General features: G+C 48.8%; 17 protein-coding genes. 16 read left to right on the forward strand and 1 reads right to left on the reverse strand.

Translation table 11 applies throughout. The annotated features are described in order from the left end of the window. Positions 1 to 150: 150 nt before the first annotated feature. The 12 genes from glvA (at position 151) to cyoE (ending at position 14,893) form a co-directional block, all read left to right on the forward strand. Positions 151 to 1,500 carry a maltose-6'-phosphate glucosidase gene (gene glvA, locus GNE05_RS04470; protein WP_160182496.1) on the forward strand — a complete coding sequence of 450 codons (1,350 nt, stop codon included), beginning with the start codon at positions 151 to 153 and terminating at the stop codon, positions 1,498 to 1,500. Positions 1,501 to 1,568: 68 nt separating this feature from the next. Beyond that, on the forward strand, positions 1,569 to 2,330 hold the full coding sequence (locus GNE05_RS04475) for a MurR/RpiR family transcriptional regulator (RefSeq protein WP_033574995.1): 762 nt from the start codon (positions 1,569 to 1,571) through the stop codon (positions 2,328 to 2,330). A gap of 16 nt (positions 2,331 to 2,346) precedes the next feature. After that, the gene (locus GNE05_RS04480) at positions 2,347 to 3,933 is read left to right on the forward strand and encodes an alpha-glucoside-specific PTS transporter subunit IIBC (protein ID WP_160182497.1); all 1,587 of its coding nucleotides are present in this window, start codon (positions 2,347 to 2,349) and stop codon (positions 3,931 to 3,933) included. A gap of 136 nt (positions 3,934 to 4,069) precedes the next feature. After that, complete coding sequence (locus GNE05_RS04485; protein WP_160182498.1) at positions 4,070 to 5,803, forward strand: ABC transporter ATP-binding protein; 1,734 nt, start codon at positions 4,070 to 4,072, stop codon at positions 5,801 to 5,803. Next, the gene (locus GNE05_RS04490) at positions 5,784 to 7,601 is read left to right on the forward strand and encodes an ABC transporter ATP-binding protein (RefSeq protein ID WP_052827188.1); all 1,818 of its coding nucleotides are present in this window, start codon (positions 5,784 to 5,786) and stop codon (positions 7,599 to 7,601) included. The genes GNE05_RS04485 and GNE05_RS04490 overlap by 20 nt, the downstream gene beginning before the upstream one ends. A gap of 167 nt (positions 7,602 to 7,768) precedes the next feature. Beyond that, entirely contained in the window at positions 7,769 to 8,173 is a 405-nt protein-coding gene (locus GNE05_RS04495; RefSeq protein WP_007408534.1) for a DoxX family oxidoreductase CatD, read from the forward strand. A gap of 16 nt (positions 8,174 to 8,189) precedes the next feature. Continuing rightward, positions 8,190 to 9,047, forward strand: coding sequence for a catechol 2,3-dioxygenase (locus GNE05_RS04500; RefSeq protein WP_160182499.1), 858 nt, complete (start codon positions 8,190 to 8,192; stop codon positions 9,045 to 9,047). A gap of 117 nt (positions 9,048 to 9,164) precedes the next feature. Next, entirely contained in the window at positions 9,165 to 10,112 is a 948-nt protein-coding gene (locus GNE05_RS04505) for an AraC family transcriptional regulator (protein WP_160182500.1), read from the forward strand. Positions 10,113 to 10,182: 70 nt separating this feature from the next. After that, positions 10,183 to 11,649: a sugar porter family MFS transporter gene (locus GNE05_RS04510; RefSeq protein WP_144664947.1), complete on the forward strand. Its 1,467-nt coding sequence runs from the start codon at positions 10,183 to 10,185 to the stop codon at positions 11,647 to 11,649. A gap of 17 nt (positions 11,650 to 11,666) precedes the next feature. After that, complete coding sequence (locus GNE05_RS04515) at positions 11,667 to 12,608, forward strand: sugar phosphate isomerase/epimerase family protein (RefSeq protein WP_039062782.1); 942 nt, start codon at positions 11,667 to 11,669, stop codon at positions 12,606 to 12,608. A 22-nt stretch (positions 12,609 to 12,630) separates the two neighbouring features. After that, positions 12,631 to 13,809: a Gfo/Idh/MocA family protein gene (locus tag GNE05_RS04520; RefSeq protein WP_160182501.1), complete on the forward strand. Its 1,179-nt coding sequence runs from the start codon at positions 12,631 to 12,633 to the stop codon at positions 13,807 to 13,809. Between the two features lie 136 nt (positions 13,810 to 13,945). After that, on the forward strand, positions 13,946 to 14,893 hold the full coding sequence (gene cyoE / locus GNE05_RS04525; protein ID WP_060562252.1) for a heme o synthase: 948 nt from the start codon (positions 13,946 to 13,948) through the stop codon (positions 14,891 to 14,893). A 37-nt stretch (positions 14,894 to 14,930) separates the two neighbouring features. Here the strand turns inward: cyoE and GNE05_RS04530 are convergent, their stop codons facing one another. Beyond that, entirely contained in the window at positions 14,931 to 15,482 is a 552-nt protein-coding gene (locus GNE05_RS04530; RefSeq protein WP_015239418.1) for a PadR family transcriptional regulator, read from the reverse strand. A 232-nt stretch (positions 15,483 to 15,714) separates the two neighbouring features. On the opposite strand from GNE05_RS04530, the gene GNE05_RS04535 reads away from it, so the two are divergent. The 4 genes from GNE05_RS04535 (at position 15,715) to GNE05_RS04550 (ending at position 20,425) form a co-directional block, all read left to right on the forward strand. Next, positions 15,715 to 16,317, forward strand: a complete 603-nt coding sequence (locus GNE05_RS04535; RefSeq protein WP_022552776.1) for an NAD(P)H-dependent oxidoreductase — start codon at positions 15,715 to 15,717, stop codon at positions 16,315 to 16,317. Continuing rightward, positions 16,308 to 17,396, forward strand: a complete 1,089-nt coding sequence (locus GNE05_RS04540; protein ID WP_160182502.1) for an acyltransferase family protein — start codon at positions 16,308 to 16,310, stop codon at positions 17,394 to 17,396. The genes GNE05_RS04535 and GNE05_RS04540 overlap by 10 nt, the downstream gene beginning before the upstream one ends. A gap of 322 nt (positions 17,397 to 17,718) precedes the next feature. Further along, positions 17,719 to 20,130 carry a PEP/pyruvate-binding domain-containing protein gene (locus tag GNE05_RS04545; protein WP_160182503.1) on the forward strand — a complete coding sequence of 804 codons (2,412 nt, stop codon included), beginning with the start codon at positions 17,719 to 17,721 and terminating at the stop codon, positions 20,128 to 20,130. 22 nt (positions 20,131 to 20,152) lie between these two features. Continuing rightward, positions 20,153 to 20,425 carry a ribonuclease inhibitor Barstar gene (locus GNE05_RS04550; protein WP_007408543.1) on the forward strand — a complete coding sequence of 91 codons (273 nt, stop codon included), beginning with the start codon at positions 20,153 to 20,155 and terminating at the stop codon, positions 20,423 to 20,425. Positions 20,426 to 20,441 lie beyond the last annotated feature (16 nt).

Consider the following 20,441-nt stretch of genomic DNA (forward strand, 5'->3'; position numbering starts at 1 on the left):
GCAGGCCTTTTTCGTACCTGTGGGAACTTTCCCGCTTTTTGAGAAAAATAACTAAAAATGATTAAATGATCTAACTCCTCCAAACCCGGTACAGATCGGACCTTCTCATGATATAAATAAAATGTAAACGTTATCAGAGGAGGGCTTCACATGACAGACAAATCATTCTCAATCGTTATTGCAGGCGGCGGCAGCACATTTACCCCCGGAATTGTATTAATGCTTTTGAATCACCTGGAAGAGTTTCCGATCAGAAAGCTGAAACTTTATGACAATGATAAAGAAAGGCAGGAGCGGATTGCGGGTGCGTGTGAGGTATTTATAAAAGAAAAAGCGCCGGACATTGAATTTCTGGCGACTGATGACCCAGAGACGGCTTTTACGGATGTTGACTTCGTCATGGCGCATATCCGCGTCGGAAAATATGCGATGCGCGCGCTCGATGAACAAATCCCGCTGAAGTACGGCGTGGTCGGCCAGGAAACATGCGGGCCGGGCGGAATCGCATACGGCATGCGCTCTATCGGCGGTGTTTTGGAGATTCTTGATTATATGGAAACGTACTCGCCCGACGCATGGATGCTGAATTACTCCAATCCGGCGGCGATTGTGGCCGAAGCTACACGGCGCCTCAGACCGAATTCAAAAATATTGAACATCTGCGACATGCCGGTCGGAATTGAGGATCGTATGGCGAACATCCTCGGATTATCTTCACGAAAAGAAATGAACGTCCGTTACTACGGCTTGAACCACTTTGGCTGGTGGACGTCCATCACAGACCGGCATGGCAATGATTTAATGCCGAAGCTGAAAGAGCATGTCCGTGAATACGGCTACGTTTCGAAGACGGAGGCCGAACAGACTGAAGCAAGCTGGAATGACACATTCAAAAAAGCGCGCGACGTACAGGCGGCTGATCCGGATACGCTTCCGAACACATATCTGCAATATTACTTATTCCCGGATGATATGGTGAAAAAATCAAATCCGAACCATACGAGAGCCAACGAAGTCATGGAAGGGCGGGAAGCTTTCATTTTCAGCCAATGCGATATGATTACGCGCGAACAATCATCGGAGAACAGTGAAATTAAAATTGATGATCATGCTTCCTATATCGTCGACCTTGCCCGGGCCATCGCTTACAACACAGGGGAGAGGATGCTGTTAATCGTTGAAAATAACGGCGCGATCGCAAACTTTGATTCGTCAGCCATGGTTGAGATTCCTTGTCTCGTAGGCTCAAACGGACCGGAACCGCTCTCAGTCGGGAACATACCGCAATTTCAAAAAGGCCTGATGGAACAGCAGGTGTCTGTCGAAAAACTGACGGCTGAAGCGTGGGAAGAGCGGTCATTTCAAAAGCTGTGGCAGGCGCTGATCCTGTCAAAAACAGTGCCGAACGCCCGTGTGGCAAGACTGATTCTTGAAGATCTGATGGAGGCTAACAAGGACTACTGGCCTGAGCTTGATGTAAGTCCGTCTCCTATTTCCTGATGACAATCTTCCCCGTTTTCTTTATCTGTTATTCTATATAATAGAAAGAAAACGGGGGGATTTTTGGGATGAGTCTTGAAGAACTGGTTAATCAGCATTACGCGAAATTAAATGACAACGATTTTTATATTTTAAAATATATATTGAATCATAAGCATACGTGCTACCATCTCGGTATCAATGACATGGCGAAAGCCTGCAATGTCTCTCGGTCTTCCATCCTGCGGCTCGCCCAAAAACTGGGCTTCAGCGGCTACAGTGAATTCCGGGTTTTTCTTAAATGGGAGGATCAGCCTGAAGAGGGCGAGAATATGACGTTTGAAAAGCTGCTGGATGATATTGAAGCCAATGTAAAATACGTGAAGTCAAAAGATATGACGGAGATGTGCCGGCTGATAGATGAAGCAAAACGGATTTTCGTTTACGGATCGGGGACGGCTCAGAGGGTGTGCGCCCGTGAGCTGCAGCGGATGTTTGTATCCCGGCGGAAGTATCTGATTTTAATTCAGGACATCACAGAGTTTGATATCATGTGTGATGATTTTACGGTTGATGACGTATTCATCATTATTTCTTTATCAGGCGAAACACCCGAATTAATTCCGCAGGTAAGGACCCTGTCCGCAAAGGGAGTTCCGTTTATTTCAATCACCAATCTGAAAAACAACGTACTGGCGCAAACGACGCCGTATAATCTTTATGCGACCAGCAAGCCGGTGACGTTAAGCGATAAAACGGAAATCGTCGCATTTGCCCCGTTTTTTCTGGTGGGCGAAGCGTTATTCCGCGCATATGTTGATTATAAAGAGCTCGAAAATTTTGATAAATAGCGGGAGGTCACGTGAAATGATGCAAAAAGTCCAGCGCTTCGGCAGCGCGATGTTTGTGCCTGTTTTATTATTTGCATTTTCCGGTATTATTGTCGGTCTGAGTACGCTGTTTAAAAATAAAACGCTGATGGGGCCGCTGGCTGATCCTGACGGGCTTTGGTATCAATGCTGGTACGTCATTGAACAGGGCGGCTGGACCGTCTTTAATCAAATGCCGCTCCTGTTTGCGATCGGCATACCTGTCGCCTTAGCGAAAAAAGCGCAGGCGCGGGCCTGTTTGGAAGCGCTTACAGTTTATCTGACATTCAATTACTTTATCAATGCGATTCTGACGGTTTGGGGCGGGGCTTTTCATGTCGATATGACTCAGGAAGCGGGCGGAACGAGCGGGCTGACGATGATCGCCGGGATCAAAACGCTTGATACGAATATTATCGGCGCCATCTTTATTTCATCTATTGTCGTGTATTTGCACAATCGTTATTTTGATAAAAAACTGCCGGATTTCCTGGGGATTTTTCAAGGATCTTCCTACATCGTTATCATTTCTTTCTTCATTATGATACCGATTTCACTTGCGGTGGCATACGTGTGGCCGATGGTTCAGTCCGGAATAGGCTCGCTGCAAAGCTTTCTCGTTTCTTCCGGGGCGATCGGCGTGTGGATTTACACGTTCCTGGAGCGGATTTTAATTCCGACCGGCCTGCATCATTTTATTTACTCGCCGTTTATTTACGGTCCGGCTGTGGCTGAAGGCGGTATCGTCACCTATTGGGCCCAGCATCTCGGGGAATACTCTCAAAGCGTCAAACCGCTGAAAGAATTGTTCCCGCAGGGGGGCTTCGCGCTTCACGGCAACTCGAAAATCTTCGGCATTCCGGGAATCGCGCTCGCTTTTTACGCCACGGCTTCAAAGGAAAAGAAAAAAATCGTCGCCGGCCTATTGATCCCGGTCACCTTGACGTCCATTGTCGCGGGAATTACAGAGCCGATTGAATTTACATTCCTTTTTATCTCGCCGTTTTTATTTGCGGTTCATGCTTTGCTTGCCGCTTCCATGGCAACTGTCATGTATATGGCCGGCGTCGTCGGAAATATGGGGGGCGGTTTGATCGAAGCTGCGACCTTGAACTGGATCCCGCTGGCGTCAAGCCACGGCTTGACGTATGTATACCAGATCATTATCGGGTTGTGTTTTACCGCTGTTTACTTTTTCGTCTTCCGCTTCCTCATTCTCAAATTCAACATCGCCACACCGGGCAGAGAAATAGAGGAAGGGCAGGAAACAAAGCTCTATTCGAAAAAGGAGTACAGAGAACGGAAGCAGGCTTCAAAAGAAACAGCGGCGGCAGACGAAACACAGCGGGATACAGCCGCTTTGTATATTGAAGCGTTGGGCGGAAAGGACAATATTACGGAGGTCACCAACTGCGCCACCCGTCTCCGCGTCACTGTCGCTGATGAATCAAAGGTCAAAAGTGACGCCGATTTCAGAGAGCTGGGAGCCCACGGCGTCGTCAGAAAAGGCAGGGCGCTTCAGGTCATTGTCGGATTAGGCGTTCCGCAAATGCGGGAGCGTATTGAACAGCAATTGGATCAATAAGGTCAAAACCTTCCCTTCCCGGGAAGGTTTTATCTTTTTCGCAGATTATTGAAAAAACGGCACACCAAATTTCTTTATTCATTTGCCGGAAAGGCATAAAATAATAATATTGAACAAAGGATTTGGAGGCTTACACATGTCAAAGGCTTTATCATATGTAAAACCGTATTCTCTTTTGGCGGGAATCGCTCTGTTTTTCATGCTCATCGAGCTTGCGGTAGAGCTGATACAGCCCCTGCTGATCGGGAAAATCATTGACGAAGGAATTTTAAAGCAGGATCTCGGTACGGTTTGGCTGTGGGGCGGCGTGATGATCGGACTGACCGCTGTTTCATTCGCATCGGGTATTTTAAATTCATTCTACTCCGCCCACATCAGCCAGAGCTATGCGTATGATACGCGAAAAGGGCTTTTTCAAAAGATTCAATCCTTCTCCTATTCGACGTTTGCGCAATTCTCATCCACATCGTTTATCACCCGGCTGACAAACGATGTGACACAGGTTCAGAATATGCTTTTCATGAGTCTCCGGTTTATGCTTCGTGCGCCGTTAATGATCGCGGGGGGCATTATTCTCTCGCTGACCGTCAATGCGAAACTCGGGTTTTTTCTGCTGATCACGGTGCCGATTTTGCTTTTGTTTTTGCTGTGGGAGCTGAAAAGAGGCGGCGCGCTGTTTCGGTCTGTGCAAAAGCGGCTTGATCAGGTCAACACGATCATGCAGGAAAACCTGACGGCGATCAAACTGATTAAAGCGCTCCTCCGTGCAAACCACGAAGTGAAACGTTTTTTGAAATCGAATACGAAGCTGATGGAAAAAACGGTCTCCGCTTTTCGTCTCGTGGAAGCGGCGATGCCGATTTTAATGCTGCTGATGAACATTTGCATTTTGTTTATCTTATGGTTCGGCGCCAAAAGCATTGCTCAGGGCGGAGCGCAGGTCGGCGATGTCGTTTCCGTCATTAACTATGCGACGCGGATTACAGGCGCGCTGTCCGTTCTTCCTTTTCTCATCATGGTATTTTCCCGGGCGAAGGCTTCCGGAGAAAGAATCGGCGAGGTGCTGGAAACAGAAGGCGGCGAGGGAACGGGGCAGGACCCGGCACGGGCGCTTGCAGGCGGGATTGAGTTTCGCGAAGTGTCCTTCCGCTATCCGGGCATGGAAAAAGACGCGCTGCATCACGTGTCCTTTTCTGCCAGCCCGAAAGAAACGGTTGCCATTATGGGCGCGACAGGTTCAGGAAAATCAACGCTTTTTCAGCTGATTCCGCGCCTGTACACGGCTGATTCGGGCAGTATTTTCATAGACGGCAAACCGATCGGTGAATTCTCCGCTTGCGGGCTGCGCAGGGAAATCGGCTATGTTCCGCAGGAAGTGCTTCTGTTTTCGGGCACCATCCGTGAAAATATCGCCTGGGGGCGGGAGGATGCTTCACTAGATGAAGTAATGGAAGCGGCCAAAGACGCGCAAATCCATGACACGATTATGAAGCTGTCAAACGGATACGACACGGTGCTGGGACAGCGGGGCGTCAATTTGTCAGGCGGGCAGAAGCAGCGGATTTCCATCGCGCGCGCTTTTATCAGAAAGCCGTCCCTCCTGCTGTTAGATGACAGTACGAGCGCGCTTGATCTTCAAACGGAAGCGAAGCTTTTACAAGCGATCAGATCCTATGAATGCACGACACTGATTATTACGCAGAAAATAACGACTGCGATGAAGGCTGACACCATCTTATTGCTTGAAGACGGCGAACTGCTGGCCAAAGGCACGCACAAAGAGCTGATGGCACAGTCTCATCTGTACCGGCAGATTTATGAATCACAATTCGGAAAGGAGGGAGCTGACAATGCAAAAAGACATTCGTAAACCTTTCCGATATCCGAAAATACCGCTCAAATCAAATGAAGGCGGCAGAAAACGCGCGAAAGCAAAAGATACAAAAGGCACGCTGCGCAGAATCTGGTCTTATGTAGCCGAGAAAAAAGGGCTTTTAACCCTTGTGATCATCATGGTAGTCATAAGCGCCATATTCGGCCTGCTCGGACCGTTCGTCATCGGGAAAGCGATTGATCATTTTATCGTCGGACAGACGACAGACGGATTGGCGGGGGTGCTGTTCATCCTGTTTGGGATTTACCTCGTGCAATCATTGTCCTTATGGTTTCAAAACTATTGGATGATCAATATCTCGCAAAGCACCGTGTTTAAAATGCGGAGCGAGCTGTTTACCCATCTGCATGAGCTGCCGATTCCGTTTTTTGATAAACAGCGGCTCGGGGACTTAATGAGCCGGGTCACCAATGATATCGAAAATGTCAGCTCCACTTTAAATACATCCGTCATTCAAGTGCTGTCGAGCGTCATTACATTCGTCGGCACAATCTCCGTCATGCTGTACATGAGTCCGCTTTTAACATTGATCACGCTTTTGATTATTCCGATCATGCTTTTGAGCATTAAATGGATCACCAACCGGACGGGATTGCTTTTTAAACAGCAGCAGAAAAACCTCGGCGAGCTGAACGGTTTTATTGAAGAGTCGATATCAGGGGCGAAGGTCATTAAAGCCTATTCGAGGGAAGACCGCGTCATGGAACAATTTTTAGAAAAAAACGCGGCGTTACAATCATCGGGGTTTTGGGCGCAGACAATTTCGGGATTCATTCCGAAAGTCATGAACTCTTTAAACAATTTAAGCTTTACGATTATAGCGGCGGTCGGCGGGCTGTTTGCGCTGAAGGGATGGATTTCAATCGGTTCCATCGTCGTATTCGCCGAATATTCGCGGCAGTTCACGCGTCCTTTAAATGATTTAGCCAATCAGTTCAATACGATGTTATCGGCCATCGCCGGGGCTGAACGGGTGTTTGACGTGCTTGATGAAAAAGAGGAGCGGGAAGATGAAGAGCATGCGCTGTACCAGCCGATCAAAACGGGAGAGATTGAATTCCGAGATGTCTCCTTCGGCTATCAGGAAGACAGCCTGATCTTAAAACACCTGTCCTTCAGCGTTCCGAAAGGACAGTCAATCGCCTTCGTCGGACCGACCGGAGCGGGTAAAACAACCGTTACGAGCCTGATCGCCCGTTTTTACGAGCCGAATAACGGAAAAATCCTCATTGACGGAACGGATATCAAAAAACTGACGAGATCCAGTCTGAGAAAAAACATGGGGTTTGTCCTGCAGGATTCCTTTCTCTTTCAGGGCACCATCAGGGAAAATATTCGTTACGGCCGGCTGGATGCTTCTGACAAAGAGGTGGAGGCAGCCGCAAAAGCCGCCAATGCCCACGGATTCATCGTACGGCTCCCGAAAGGCTACGATACCGTCCTTACCCAAAACGGCGCGGGCATCAGCCAAGGACAAAAACAGCTCATTTCCATCGCGAGAGCTGTGCTGGCGGACCCTGTGCTGCTCATTTTGGATGAAGCGACGAGCAACATTGATACAGTGACGGAAGTGAAAATACAAGAAGCGCTCGGCCGTTTAATGGCGGGCAGAACAAGCGTCATCATCGCTCACAGGCTGAACACGATTCAAAAAGCCGATCAGATTCTTGTGCTGAAAGACGGCGAAATGGCTGAAAAAGGAACCCATGCCGAACTTCTCAGCCAGAACGGGTTTTACCGGGAATTATATGAAAGCCAGTTCCGGGAATCATAGATAGGGAAAAAGACCTCCGACAGAGTGCGGAGGTCTTTTTTTCGCGAAGGCAAATAGTACTTTTAAGTTATTTTCGTTAAATGTAACAAAATTACTTGACGTAAATAAGTTATGTATATATACTAGCTTACATAAAGTAAGTGATAATAATTTTCAAGGAGGATTTTATGAATAAATCATTCGAAACAGGAACACTGCTTTTAAGGGTTGTAACAGGTATTATCTTTTTTGTTCACGGTTTATCCAAGTTTCAAGGGTTGGAAGGAACTACGCAATTTTTCCAGAGCATCGGGATTCCGGCCTTTATGGTCTATGTCATCGCGACGATTGAGCTTGTCGGCGGGGTTCTGATCTTTTTTGGTTTAGCAACGCGCATTATCGGCGTTCTGTTTGCCGTCACATTAGTCGGCGCCATCTTCACGGCGAAGCTTTCCTCACCATTTATGGGCGGATCGGAATTTGATTTCATCTTACTGGTTGCGTCAATTCACTTAGCGCTTTCAGGAAGCCGTCTGCTTTCATTGGATCAGCTCCTTTTCAAATCAAAAAAGGGAGAAACTTTTTCAGCATAAGAAAGAAGGCGTTCAAATGACCGGCATTCATCAAGATACGGCAATCGGTTATGTCAAATTGACCATTAAAAATATGGAACGCTCGCTCGGCTTTTACCGGAATGTAATCGGCCTTCAAGTCATCTCGCAGACAGATCGTTCAGCAAGACTGTCAGCAGACGGAAAACGCGTCCTGCTGGTGCTTGAAGAAAATCCAGGCGCCGTCGTTCTGCCGGAGCGGTCTGTCACCGGCCTTTACCATTTCGCGATACTTCTGCCTGACCGGAAAGAACTCGGCATCGCATTGGCCAGGCTGATTGAAAACGGCATCGCGCTCGGTCAGGGGGATCACGCGGTCAGTGAGGCTCTTTACCTGTCTGATCCGGACGGCAACGGTATTGAAATATACGCCGATCGTCCCCGCAGCACGTGGCGCCGCGATGCAGAGGGCAATTATGTCATGCAAACGGCGCCCGTCGATGTGGACGGGCTTTTGGAAGAAGCCGGAGCTGAACGGAAAAGCCGTCTCCCAGAAGGAACTGTTATCGGCCACATCCATCTTCATGTGACGGACTTACAGGAAGCCAAAGCGTTTTACACCGATATCCTCGGTTTTGACATTGTCGGCAATTACGCCGCCATGTCCGCTCTGTTTGTTTCAGCGGGAGGGTATCACCATCACATCGGTCTGAATATATGGGCCGGAAAACATGCGCCGCCGAAACCGGGAAATGCAAGCGGGCTGGATTATTACACCATCGCGCTGCCGCATCAAAAAGAGCTGTCACGTGTGACAAAAGCGCTGACCGATGCCGGCTTTGAGATCGAAGAAAAAGAAGAGGGCGTATTCGTCAAAGACCCTGTATCAGGGGCGGATATCGCATTTACACTGTAAGAAACAAACCTTGCCGTCTAATCGGCAAGGTTTTTTATTTTTCTGAAGTTTTCTTGAAAAGGCTCGGGAAAGAAGATACTCTGAGATAAAAAATCATGGCGTAAGGGGGCTTATCATTTGAACCGGAACCAGCTGATGTCAGGCAAAATCGCATTAAACCAATACGTGCACCATGCGAAAGAAAACGGAGCGCATTTTCATATTCATTATTGGGGCGCGATGCCTAAGCACTACAATACACTTGTCCATAAACATTCCTTCTTTGAATTCTGCTTCGTTCTCAGCGGCGAAGGCCGATATCTCGAAGAAGGCCGCACGTACCCTCTGATGGAAAATACGATGTTTGTATCCCGTCCCGGCGTACTTCATCAGATCAAGAGCGATACGGGATTAACCCTTCTTTATGTCGCGTTTGAATTGCTCGGCCCCGCTTCAAGCCCGGAGTGGAACAGTCTGATGAAAGAAGTCGAACGGTCGGCTGACGTCATCATTCAAGTGAAAGAACACGAGCCGGCCGCTTTGCTTTGGAAAACCTTGATGGTACAGGCCGCCGGGCCGGGACAGGTATTTATGAAAGAAATCCTGACTCATATGGCGTCTTCTCTTATTCTGGCGTTGCTGCAAACGGCGGCGCCCCTTTCGCAATTCCTTCCGCACCAGGAAGTCGGCAGACCTTCACCGGCATTGCTGACGCAGGTCAAGCTGCATATTAAAGACAACTTGTCACAGCCGCTTCAGCTCGCGGACGTATCCCGACATTTTCATATTTCCGGCCGCCATCTGTCCCGGCTGTTTGTATCGGAAACGGGCGTCAGCTATTCCGAATTTGTCCGGAATGAAAGAGTGAGGCAATCGGCTTCTCTTCTGAAATCAACCGAATTATCCATTAAACAAATTGCCGAAGAGGTCGGACTGACCATTCATTATTTTACGAGAGTTTTTAAATCACAGATGGGCAGCTCTCCGGGAGAATTCCGTTCACTTTATAAAAAAGCAAATGCTGTCTATCCAAAAAAACAGGTGCCGACAGATGTGTCTCCTAAAGGCAAAAATATGTCTTCATAATATAAAGACGGAACGGGAGCGCTTCCATTATAATTCTCGTAAGCATCGACAGAAAGCGCTTCCAAAAAACATGCATGAGAAAGGAAAATGCTATGGGAAAAGGGTGTGTTCCGCGTTGAAGAAAAGAAACGGCGAACAGCATGTTTTGAGGACCATTACACTTGTGTCAACGTTCGGAGGGCTTCTTTTCGGATATGACACAGGCGTCATCAATGGCGCTTTGCCTTATATGTCAAGTAAAGAACAGCTGAATCTCACCCCGTATACAGAAGGCCTTGTCGCAAGCTCGCTTTTATTGGGTGCCGCATTCGGCGCCATTTCCGGCGGCAGGCTGGCTGACAGATACGGCCGCCGGAAGACGATCCTGTATTTGGCCATCCTGTTTTTCATCGCTACGCTCGGCTGTACATTTTCGCCCAGCGCCGGTGTCATGATCGGCTTCCGCTTTCTTTTAGGAATTGCGGTCGGGTGTGCTTCAGTGGCGGTTCCCACATTTTTGGCGGAAATCTCACCCTCAGAAAGAAGAGGCCGGATTGTCACTCAAAATGAATTAATGATCGTCATCGGCCAGCTGCTGGCTTACTCCTGCAACGCCGTTTTAGGCAATACACTCGGGGACAGCTCACATGTGTGGCGGTATATGATCGTCATCGCGACACTTCCGGCCGTCATGTTATGGCTGGGCATGCTGATTGTGCCGGAAAGCCCCCGCTGGCTCGCGTCCAAAGGAAGAATCGGCGACGCCCTTCGTGTTCTTCAAACCATAAGAGAGCAAAAACGGGCCGAATACGAGATCAAGAGCATACAAGCATCGGCCGCTGCCGAGAAGCAGGTGAATAAAGCGTCATTGAAAGACCTGCGCCTTCCCTGGATACGCCGCCTTTTGTTCATCGGCATCGGAATCGCCGTCGTCCAGCAAATCACCGGCGTGAATTCCATTATGTATTACGGAACCGAAATTTTAAAAAACGCCGGCTTTCAAACGGAAGCCGCGCTGATCGGCAATATCGCCAACGGGCTCATCTCAGTCATCGCCGTGTGCTTTGGGATATGGCTCCTCGGCAGGGTCCGCCGCCGTCCGATGCTCTTAATCGGCCAGCTTGGCACGATGACATCGCTTTTTTTCATCGGCCTTTTAACGATCATTTTGAAAGACACACCCGCTTTGCCGTTTGCCGTGCTCGGTTTGATCGTCATGTTTCTCGCATTCCAGCAAGCCGCCATTTCGACAGTGACCTGGCTGATGCTTTCAGAAATTTTCCCGCTCCATATCCGGGGCCTCGGCATGGGGATCAGCACGTTCAGCCTGTGGGGGGCGAACTTTCTGATCGGGCTTGCTTTTCCGGTGCTGCTCAGCCGAATCGGAATGTCCGCCGTGTTTTTCATATTTGTCCTGCTGAATATCGGCGCGATTTGGTTCGTCAAAACGTTCGTGCCGGAAACGAAAGACCGCTCGCTGGAGGAGCTGGAGCAATCTTTCCGCCGGTACGGCGGCAATCATCGCAAGACAGATCACACAACAGACCTATTTTCATAATACAAGGGGGATACCAAATGAAATTATCCTATGTAACAGACAGTTTGGGGCACCGGCCGTTTGAAGAGATGCTCGACATTATTTCCGGCATGGGCATAGATACGATTGAAATGACGACAGGGGGGTGGTCTTCCGCGCCGCACCTCAACCTGGATGAGCTTTTGGAAAGCAGTGAAAAACGAAACGCGTTCAAAGAGGCTTTGGAAAAAAGAAATATCGCCCTTTGCGCCTTAAACTGTTCTGGAAATCCGTTAGACCCCGGTGACCTTGGGACTTCCCACAAAGAAGTAACCGAAAAAACGCTGGAGCTTGCAGCTTTGCTGAATGTGAAAAAAGTTATTATGATGAGCGGATTGCCTGCTGCAAGCCCGGACGATAAAATTCCGAACTGGATCACGTACACCGTAAGCTGGCCTCCGCAGCTGAAGGACATTTTAGACTACCAATGGGAAGAGGTCGCCATTCCTTACTGGCGGGAACTTGTGAAAAAAGCGGAATCATGCGGGGTCGAAAAGATCGCCCTGGAAAATTTCAGCGCCCAATTGGTCTATAATCCAGAAACGCTCTTTCGTTTAAGAAACGCCGCAGGCCCGATGGTCGGCCTGAATCTTGATCCGAGCCACCTCATTTGGATGGGCGCTGATCCCATTGTGGCTGCAAGAGAGCTTGGCGAAGCCATTCATCACGTACATGGAAAAGATGTAAGAATAGAACGGCACTTGGCTGCCGTGAACGGTCTTTTAGAAACGAAAGAAGTGTCGGAACCGGCCAACAGGGCCTGGAATTACGTGGCCGTCGGCTGCGGGAAGGACTTGCAGTGGTGGAAGGAATTTTTCTCTGTCGTAAGGATGATGGGATATGACGGGGAAGTCTCACTGGAAATGGAAGATTTGACGATGTCTCCGGAAGCGGGAATCGAAACGTCAATTCACGCATTACAGCAATCTATCAGCCGATAATACAAAAAGGGGTGTTTTCAGCATGCATAATGGAGAAAAGCAGATTGAAAGACCGCTCAGGTGGGCCATGGTCGGAGGGGGACGGCTCAGCCAGGTCGGTTATAAACACAGAATCGGGGCGCTTCGGGACAATACCGCTTTTCAGTTAACCGCGGGCGCATTTGACATTGATCCGGAAAGAGGAAAGAGCTTCGGAATGAATCTCGGTGTGGAGGAAGACAGGTGCTACGCGGATTACAAGACGATGTTTGCAGAGGAAGCCGGGCGGGAAGACGGCATCGAAGCCGTATCGATCGCGACCCCGAACGGCACTCACTTTGCCATCTGCAAGGCGGCGCTGGAAGCCGGCCTCCATGTCATCTGTGAGAAGCCGCTGTTCTTTACTTCTGAAGAAGGAGAATTGATAAAAACCCTCGCTGAAGAAAAAGGGAAAATCGTCGGCGTGACGTACGGGTTTTCCGGCGCTCCCATGCTGCTGCAAATGCGGGCTATGATTGCCCAAGGGAAAATAGGCGATATCCGTATCGTCGATTTGCAATATACACACGGCTTCTGTGCGAGCGAAGAAAGCGAAAAGCACAGTGACGCGCAAAAATGGCGTGTGGACCCTGCCGTCGCCGGTCCGAGCTTTGTATTAGGCGATCTTTCCACACACACGTATTATATGTCCCAGCTCATTATGCCTGAGATGGAAATTGAAAGGCTTTTGTGCGACCGCCAAAGCTTCGTCGGAAGCCGTGCACCCTTGGAAGACAATGCTTATGTGCTGATGCATTATGAAAACGGCGCCGTCGGAACGATGTGGACATCATCCGTAAACGCGGGCTGTATGGACGGCCATAGAATCCGCATCGTCGGGTCAAAAGCGAGTTTGGAATGGCGCGACAGCAGACCGGATGAATTGGTGTATGAAGTGCAGGGGAAACCAGTGCAAAAGCTCATCCGGGGCATGCCTTATTTAGACGAGCTCTGCCTTGCCGAGGAGAGGCTTGGCGCTCTTCATGCAGAAGGGCTTTCAGAGGCGTGGTCTAATATTTATTTGAAATTCGCCATCGCAATGGATGCGAAAAACCGCGGTGACAATGACATGCTGGACACGTTAATTTACCCTGATATCAAGGCGGGAACCGACGGCATCCGCTGGATTGAAAACTGTGTCCGTTCAGCGGATCGGGGAGCTGTATGGGTAGACTTTGAATAGTAAAGGAATGAGCCGCATCCGGTCACAAGATGCGGCTTTTCATATACAATTTACAATTGTGTGAAAAATGCTCAAAATAAATTGTGCTTCCTGATTCTTCCTGATATGATAAGCCGAAAAAGGAGAACCTGAACAAATGAACTCAAATGCAGCACAGACGGAACAGCCGATGAAACATAACGGAAACCGGATGACGGTCAAGGACTTTATCATTCTTGCCAAACCGGGGATTATCATCTCAAATTCACTCGCCGCATTGGGCGGATTTTGGATCGCATGGATTCAGTCAGAAAGGACGGGCGGAGGGCCCGGGATATTTGCCGCCATGGCGGTTGCCATGATCGGAACGGCGTTGGTCATGGCATCAAGCACTGTTTTTAATAACTTTTTTGACCGCGGCATGGACGCAAAAATGGCGCGAACCCGCACCCGCGCCAGCGTCACGGGAAAAATACCGCCGCCGGTCATGATCCTGTACGGCACATGTCTCGGCGCATGCGGATTCATCATGCTTGCTTCGCTTAATGTACTGACCGCCGTTCTTGGCCTGCTTGCATTTTTGCTGTATGCCGTCGTTTATACGCTTTGGTTTAAAAGACAATCCGTCTGGAGCACATTTGTCGGCAGCTTTCCCGGGGCGGCTCCGCCTTTAATCGGTTATTGCGCGCTGACCGGGTACATTGATATGCCCGCGATTTTGTTATACGCGATTATGTTTTTGTGGCAGCCGCCGCATTTCTGGGCGATCGGAATCAGGCGAAAGGAAGAGTATCGTGCCGCCGGCATTCCGCTTTTGCCGATCATAAAAGGCAACCGCGCCACAAAAATAAAAATGCTGCGCTATATTGCCGTTCTGACTGCGGTTTCGCTGCTCGTTCCTCTTTATATAGACGTCAGCCCGTTTTATACCGCGTCCGCTCTCCTGCTCGGGGCCATCTGGCTTTACCGGAGCGTCAAAGGCTTTCAGGCGGCGGATGACACGCAATGGTCGAAGGGGATGTTTTTTTATTCGATTGTGTATTTCAGTCTGCTTTTTCTTATTTTAATGGCTGATTCGTTTATCAATGCGGTTCTCAGAACGTAAACAGGCGGCTTGCAGATACAGAGCCGCCCCGTTTTGTTTATGCTTTTTTGATGAGAGCCAAAATATCTTCAAGCCAGGAAATATAATTCCGTTCCCGCTCAAGCGCTTTTGTCAGCACGAGATAATGGCCGAAATCAGGGGAAGAAAATGAATCCGCCTCCGCGGACGATGTCATCAGTTCTTGATAACTGTTTTCCAGATCGGACAATTTCTCCTTCCGCTTTACGAGCTGATCGGTGAATAGCTCATCCGCTTCTTCCTGCGTCAAAGCTGAGATGAAATAAGCCTTCAGCATAAATTCATCCTTGACCGTTTCCGGAATCGGGTCTTTTTTCGTCAGCCAGGCAGCAAGCTCCAGATCTCCCTTGTCAGTCAGCGTGTACATTTTTTTCTCAAGCTTCGTTCCTTGAATCGCAGTGCGAAACGTAATAAATCCCTCAGCCGTCAGTTTTTTTAATTCCGGATAAATCTGGCTGTGCTTTGCGCTCCAAAACTGGCCGAGCTCTTCTTTAAAATAGCTCGATATATCATATCCGCTCAATTCGCCTTTTCGCAAAAGCCCTAAAATCGCGTACTTTAAAATTCTCATGTTGTCCTCCAAGCCATTCATTTGACAGCTAGTATACCATACGGCCGCTCAAAAACGCAGAAGTGCCGGATGCTTGTAATTGAATCTGCGGCGGCAAAATCAGCGAAAATATGCAGAAAGGGGTTATCGAAACGGCAGCGGAACTGGAAAAAGCCTTTCTCATGTCTTTGCCTCATTCATATGACAACATGATATAATCATTGTAAAAATTAAGAAATAATGGGAGGGACATATGAAGACGGTGATTGTGTATGCAAACCCGGATGAGAACAGTTTCAATGCGGCTCTCGTAAAATACGTCGTCATGGCTTTAAAGGACAGCGGCCAAAGCTATACGGTCATTGACTTATACGCCGACCAATTTGATCCCGTGCTGAAGTACGGCGGCGAAAAAAAGCGCTCTGACATGAACCGGGACGCTGAAACGAAGAAATACCGGAAACTGATGAAAGAAGCGGATCATCTCATTTTCATCTACCCGCTGTGGTGGGGAGGCGTTCCGGCGATTATGAAAGGCTTTTTTGACAGAGTGTTTGTCGCCGGAGAAGCCTACACATATGAAAACGGCCGCGTAAAAGGACTGCTCCGGGCAGAGACGGCACAGGTCTTTTATACGGCGGATTCCCCGGGCTGGTACTTAAAGTGGTTCCGGAAAAACTCGGACTGGATTACGCTGAAAAAAGGCATTCTGCAATTTTGCGGCATTCAAAAAGCCGAGCGGAACCTTTTTTCTGTCGTCAAAACGAGCACACCCGAGCTGCGGGAAAAATGGCTGCGCCAAGCATACGCTAAAGTCCGGCGCGCTTGTGAAAAAGGAGCGGCCGCATGCAGATAAAAGAAATTTTCGTGATTCGCTGCCTGTCCTGTTTAAGCGTCGTTCTGCTTCACGCAGTTTCAATGGTGCTGATGATTCAGGAAGAGTCCTTAGCCAGTGCCGCCCATACGGTTGATGCTTTTCGGACCCTGCTGATGTTCAGCACGCCGGCGTTTATCTTTATTTCGGAATTTCTGCTTGCCAGGTCATACCCGGGAGGCGTTCCCGCTGGTTTTTTAAAGAAAAGGGGCAAAGTCATTTTCGTGCCGTTTCTGTTTATTGCCGCGGTGGATGCCATTTTAATGAAAAGCGTGGCGGAAGAAGGAGCCGGCTTCGTTTCAGTGATCGGTAAATTTTTAGAAAATGTGTTTTTAGGAAACTTCATCGGCTACTTCATTCTTGTGATCTTTCAATTTTACATTCTCCATATGCTGCTGCACCGCTGGCTGAACAACAAATCTCCCATGTGGGTGCTGTCTGTGTCGTTTATCATCAACGCCGTCTATCTGGCTTACTTTTCGATCTTTCATCCGCCGGCATCATCGGGGCTTGATTCTATTTTTCCGTTCTTTTGGGTTCCGTTTCCGGGCTGGGTGTTTTATTTCTGTCTGGCATTTTATTGCGGAAAGGAATATCCGCGTTTTTTATCGCTAATCAATCAGTACCGTTATGCGGTTTACTTGAGTGCGGCCGTATCGGCAATATTGATTGTGGCCGTTTCATATATCAGCGGCGGCTCCATTTCCTCTAAGCGTCCGGATATTATGATTTACGCGGTCAGTATGATCTTTCTGTGTTTTCATCTGTTTTCAAAGCTCAAAAAAGTGCCCGCGATTGTGATGATGATCAGCAACTATTCGTTTTCAATCTATCTGCTGCACTCCTACTTTTTAATCAGCGGATATCTTCTGGAAGGCTATTTGCGATCAATGCCTTTGCCGGCTGCCATCCTTCTTTTATTTTTGATCTGCACGCTCGGTCCCATTTTCGTATCTTGGGTGTGCAACCATTTCAGATACGGATACCTGTTTGTCGGGAAAGTGTATCAGCCGAAGCAGACCAAAAGAAATACGGCGGCGCATCAAGGCCGCACAGTCTGAAAAAAAGGCGGCGTTTCAGCCGCCTTTTTTGATACGGAAGTTGTACATAACCTGCAAACGAAACCCCCCGCGGCAAGCCGGAAGCGAATGCCAGGCAAGCAGTATCGGGCAGCCTATCTCTAATTTTAATAGCGCTTTCATTGTAAGGCTGAAGACCCCGCTGCGGCCGTTTTGACGGATGCATTTATGACAACATAACGCCATCGATTTTCTCCCTTGTGAAGACCGATATATTGTATACTTATAGGAAATACTTTCAAAAAAAGTGAAAAAGAGAAAAACTATGAGCTTGGATGAACGACTAAAAAGGAGCGGGGACATTATGAATGACTGTGTCAAAACATTCGGAGAACTTCCGGACGAACTTTATTCCTTTGCGGGAGGAAAAGGAAGCATTCTCTCTAAAATGTATCAAAGCGGGTATCCTGTGCCTGAAGGGTTTGTGATTTTGCCGTCAGCCTTTCAGGACGGACAGCTCCGCCATCAGGCGAGAGAGGCTATTGATCAATATGTGAATTCCATCCGCAGCCGCCATGCTTCTGCGTTGTTTGCCGTACGCTCATCCGCGCTGAGAGAGGATTCCGCTCAGGCTTCCTTTGCCGGAGAATTCGATACGGTGTTGAATGTCAAAACAGATCAAGACATGTCCAGGGCGATTGATGAAGTCCGCCGATCGGCACAGTCAGAAAGGGTAAAAGCGTACAGCGCCGTTCAGGGAATGGAAGATGAGCATGAAATCGCAATCGTCATCCAGCTGATGATACCGTGTGAGATATCCGGAGTGCTGTTTACCGCAGATCCGATTACGGGGAGCAGGAGGGAGATGACAGGCAATTACGTCTACGGTCTCGGGGAGCAGCTCGTTTCCGGGGAAGCCGATGCCTATTCTTTTAAACTGGCACGGCCCAAGAAAAAATATGACGGCCCCGGGGAATTTCGCAAATATGCGTCAAAGCTCTATAAACTGGCGAAAAAGCTGGAAAAAGATCTTGGAGGGCCGCAGGATATTGAATGGGCCGCCGCGGGCGGGACATTGTATATTCTACAATCCCGCCCGATTACGACCTTACAAGCCGGAAATCTGGAAACCTATGAATGGAATGATTCTTTCAGCGGGGATTTTTTATGGACAAACACAAATATAGGAGAAGCGATTCCCGATGTGATGACGCCGCTGACATGGTCGCTCCTCCGGAATCTGGATGAAGAGTCGGGCATCATTCCGGGTTATTATGTCTGGTCCGGCAATATTTGCGGAAGAGCCTATAACAATATGAGCCAGCCTCTTTCCGTTCTCGCCGCTTTCGGTCTGAATCCGAAAGGCGGAAAAATAGGAAAAATGATGAGCGATACATTGGGAGAAATCCCGGCGGAAATGAAAATTCCTTTATATCCGTTCTCAAAGTATGAACTTTTGAAGATCATCTCGAAAAAACTGAAACCGTATCTGTCGAAAATGAAGTACGCGAAAAAAAACATGTCCTCCTACTTGGACGAATCGCCGGAGTGGTGCCGGAATATTGAGGAAAAGCTGAAACGGGCCGAAACGGAGCGGACATTATTAGCGATATGGAACAATGAGATCTATCCGTATTTATGCAACGCGTGGTTTGCGTTAATATCCGGCGGGCGTGATTCTGCGCAATCCTCTTCGTCGTTAACCTCTCAATTAACAAAACTCGCAGGGATAGAAGATGCGAATCTCCTGCTGTCCAATCTGAGGGGAAAAGGCGGACTGGCCAGCCTGGAGCCGATTATCGGCATTGATCAAGTCATGAAAGGCCGTATGAGCGAGGAAGAATATCTCAGGAACCAAGGCCACCGTGGCCCGCATGAATACGAACTTTCCATACCGCATCCGGGAGAAAACCGGGATTGGCTGACGAAGCAGATCAAAGAACACAAGGAGTCGGGTATTGATGCCGAACAACTGCTTTTGAAACAGCAGCGGGCGCATGAACAGGCCTTCCGAAGATTTGAAGAAAAGTTTCCTCATAAGGTCAAATGGCTCAAAGCCAAAATGGAAAAAGCGTCAGAATACGCGAATATTAGAGAAACAACCAGATCCGAATTTGTCAGGGTGTACCGGACAGCCAGAGCATTCGCGCTCAGAGCGGCGGAAATGACCGGCATGAAGGACGATATTTTCTTCTTGTATCTGCATGAAATAACCGATCTGCTCGCGGGGAAAGAGCCGGCGGTTGCGTCGATTCAAGCGAGAAAGCAAAACTATGAAACCTATAAAAAACTGCCGCCGTTCCCATCCGTTATTAACGGAAGATTCAATCCGTTTAAATGGGCTGAGGATCCTGACAGAAGAGCGGATTATTACGATGCTTTTATGCCTGCGGAAACTGATGATGCGCATACTTTAAAAGGTTTCGCGGGAGCGGCCGGGAGAGTGGAGGGCATTGTCCGTGTCCTTGATGTCCCGGAAGACGGGGATTCTTTTGCGGCGGGGGAAATTTTAGTGACTTCGACAACCAATGTAGGCTGGACCCCGCTTTTTCCAAGAGCGGCTGCTATCATAACGGACGTCGGCGCCCCTTTGTCCCACGCGGCGATCGTTGCCCGGGAACTGGGGATTCCTGCCGTTGTCGGGTGCGGAAATGCAACGTCAAAACTGAAAACGGGGGACAGGGTGGCCGTTGACGGCGGGCAAGGCATCGTCCAGCTGGAACCGCGGCAGACTCCGGTTACTTCTGAAGAGGAAAATGGTAAACTGATAGAATAAAATCATGAGAAAGGAGCCGCGCATGAATAAAGCAGTTATTAACGGGGAGCAAATCAGAAGTATGAGCGACCTGCACCAGACATTGAAAAAGGAACTTGCCCTTCCTGAATACTACGGTGAAAACCTTGACGCTTTATGGGATTGTCTGACCGGATGGGTGGAATACCCCCTCGTTTTAGAATGGAGACAGTTTGAACAAAGCAAGCAGCTTACAGAAAATGGCGCCGAGAGTGTGCTTCAGGTCTTTCGTGAAGCGAAAGCGGAAGGCTGCGACATCACCATCATACTTTCATAATACGATCAACGGGAGA

The organism is Bacillus sp. AM1(2019), from assembly GCF_009906915.1.
Taxonomy (GTDB): Bacteria; Bacillota; Bacilli; order Bacillales; family Bacillaceae; genus Bacillus; species Bacillus velezensis.

What these genes read in the sequence shown, in the direction of transcription:
- glvA (WP_160182496.1), top strand. Translation starts at nt 151, where the DNA reads ATGACAGACAAATCATTCTCAATCGTTATTGCAGGCGGCGGCAGCACA.
- GNE05_RS04475 (WP_033574995.1), top strand. Translation starts at nt 1,569, where the DNA reads ATGAGTCTTGAAGAACTGGTTAATCAGCATTACGCGAAATTAAATGAC.
- GNE05_RS04480 (WP_160182497.1), top strand. Translation starts at nt 2,347, where the DNA reads ATGATGCAAAAAGTCCAGCGCTTCGGCAGCGCGATGTTTGTGCCTGTT.
- GNE05_RS04485 (WP_160182498.1), top strand. Translation starts at nt 4,070, where the DNA reads ATGTCAAAGGCTTTATCATATGTAAAACCGTATTCTCTTTTGGCGGGA.
- GNE05_RS04490 (WP_052827188.1), top strand. Translation starts at nt 5,784, where the DNA reads ATGCAAAAAGACATTCGTAAACCTTTCCGATATCCGAAAATACCGCTC.
- GNE05_RS04495 (WP_007408534.1), top strand. Translation starts at nt 7,769, where the DNA reads ATGAATAAATCATTCGAAACAGGAACACTGCTTTTAAGGGTTGTAACA.
- GNE05_RS04500 (WP_160182499.1), top strand. Translation starts at nt 8,190, where the DNA reads ATGACCGGCATTCATCAAGATACGGCAATCGGTTATGTCAAATTGACC.
- GNE05_RS04510 (WP_144664947.1), top strand. Translation starts at nt 10,183, where the DNA reads ATGCATGAGAAAGGAAAATGCTATGGGAAAAGGGTGTGTTCCGCGTTG.
- GNE05_RS04515 (WP_039062782.1), top strand. Translation starts at nt 11,667, where the DNA reads ATGAAATTATCCTATGTAACAGACAGTTTGGGGCACCGGCCGTTTGAA.
- GNE05_RS04520 (WP_160182501.1), top strand. Translation starts at nt 12,631, where the DNA reads ATGCATAATGGAGAAAAGCAGATTGAAAGACCGCTCAGGTGGGCCATG.
- cyoE (WP_060562252.1), top strand. Translation starts at nt 13,946, where the DNA reads ATGAACTCAAATGCAGCACAGACGGAACAGCCGATGAAACATAACGGA.
- GNE05_RS04530 (WP_015239418.1), bottom strand. Translation starts at nt 15,482, where the DNA reads ATGAGAATTTTAAAGTACGCGATTTTAGGGCTTTTGCGAAAAGGCGAA.
- GNE05_RS04535 (WP_022552776.1), top strand. Translation starts at nt 15,715, where the DNA reads ATGAAGACGGTGATTGTGTATGCAAACCCGGATGAGAACAGTTTCAAT.
- GNE05_RS04540 (WP_160182502.1), top strand. Translation starts at nt 16,308, where the DNA reads ATGCAGATAAAAGAAATTTTCGTGATTCGCTGCCTGTCCTGTTTAAGC.
- GNE05_RS04545 (WP_160182503.1), top strand. Translation starts at nt 17,719, where the DNA reads ATGAATGACTGTGTCAAAACATTCGGAGAACTTCCGGACGAACTTTAT.
- GNE05_RS04550 (WP_007408543.1), top strand. Translation starts at nt 20,153, where the DNA reads ATGAATAAAGCAGTTATTAACGGGGAGCAAATCAGAAGTATGAGCGAC.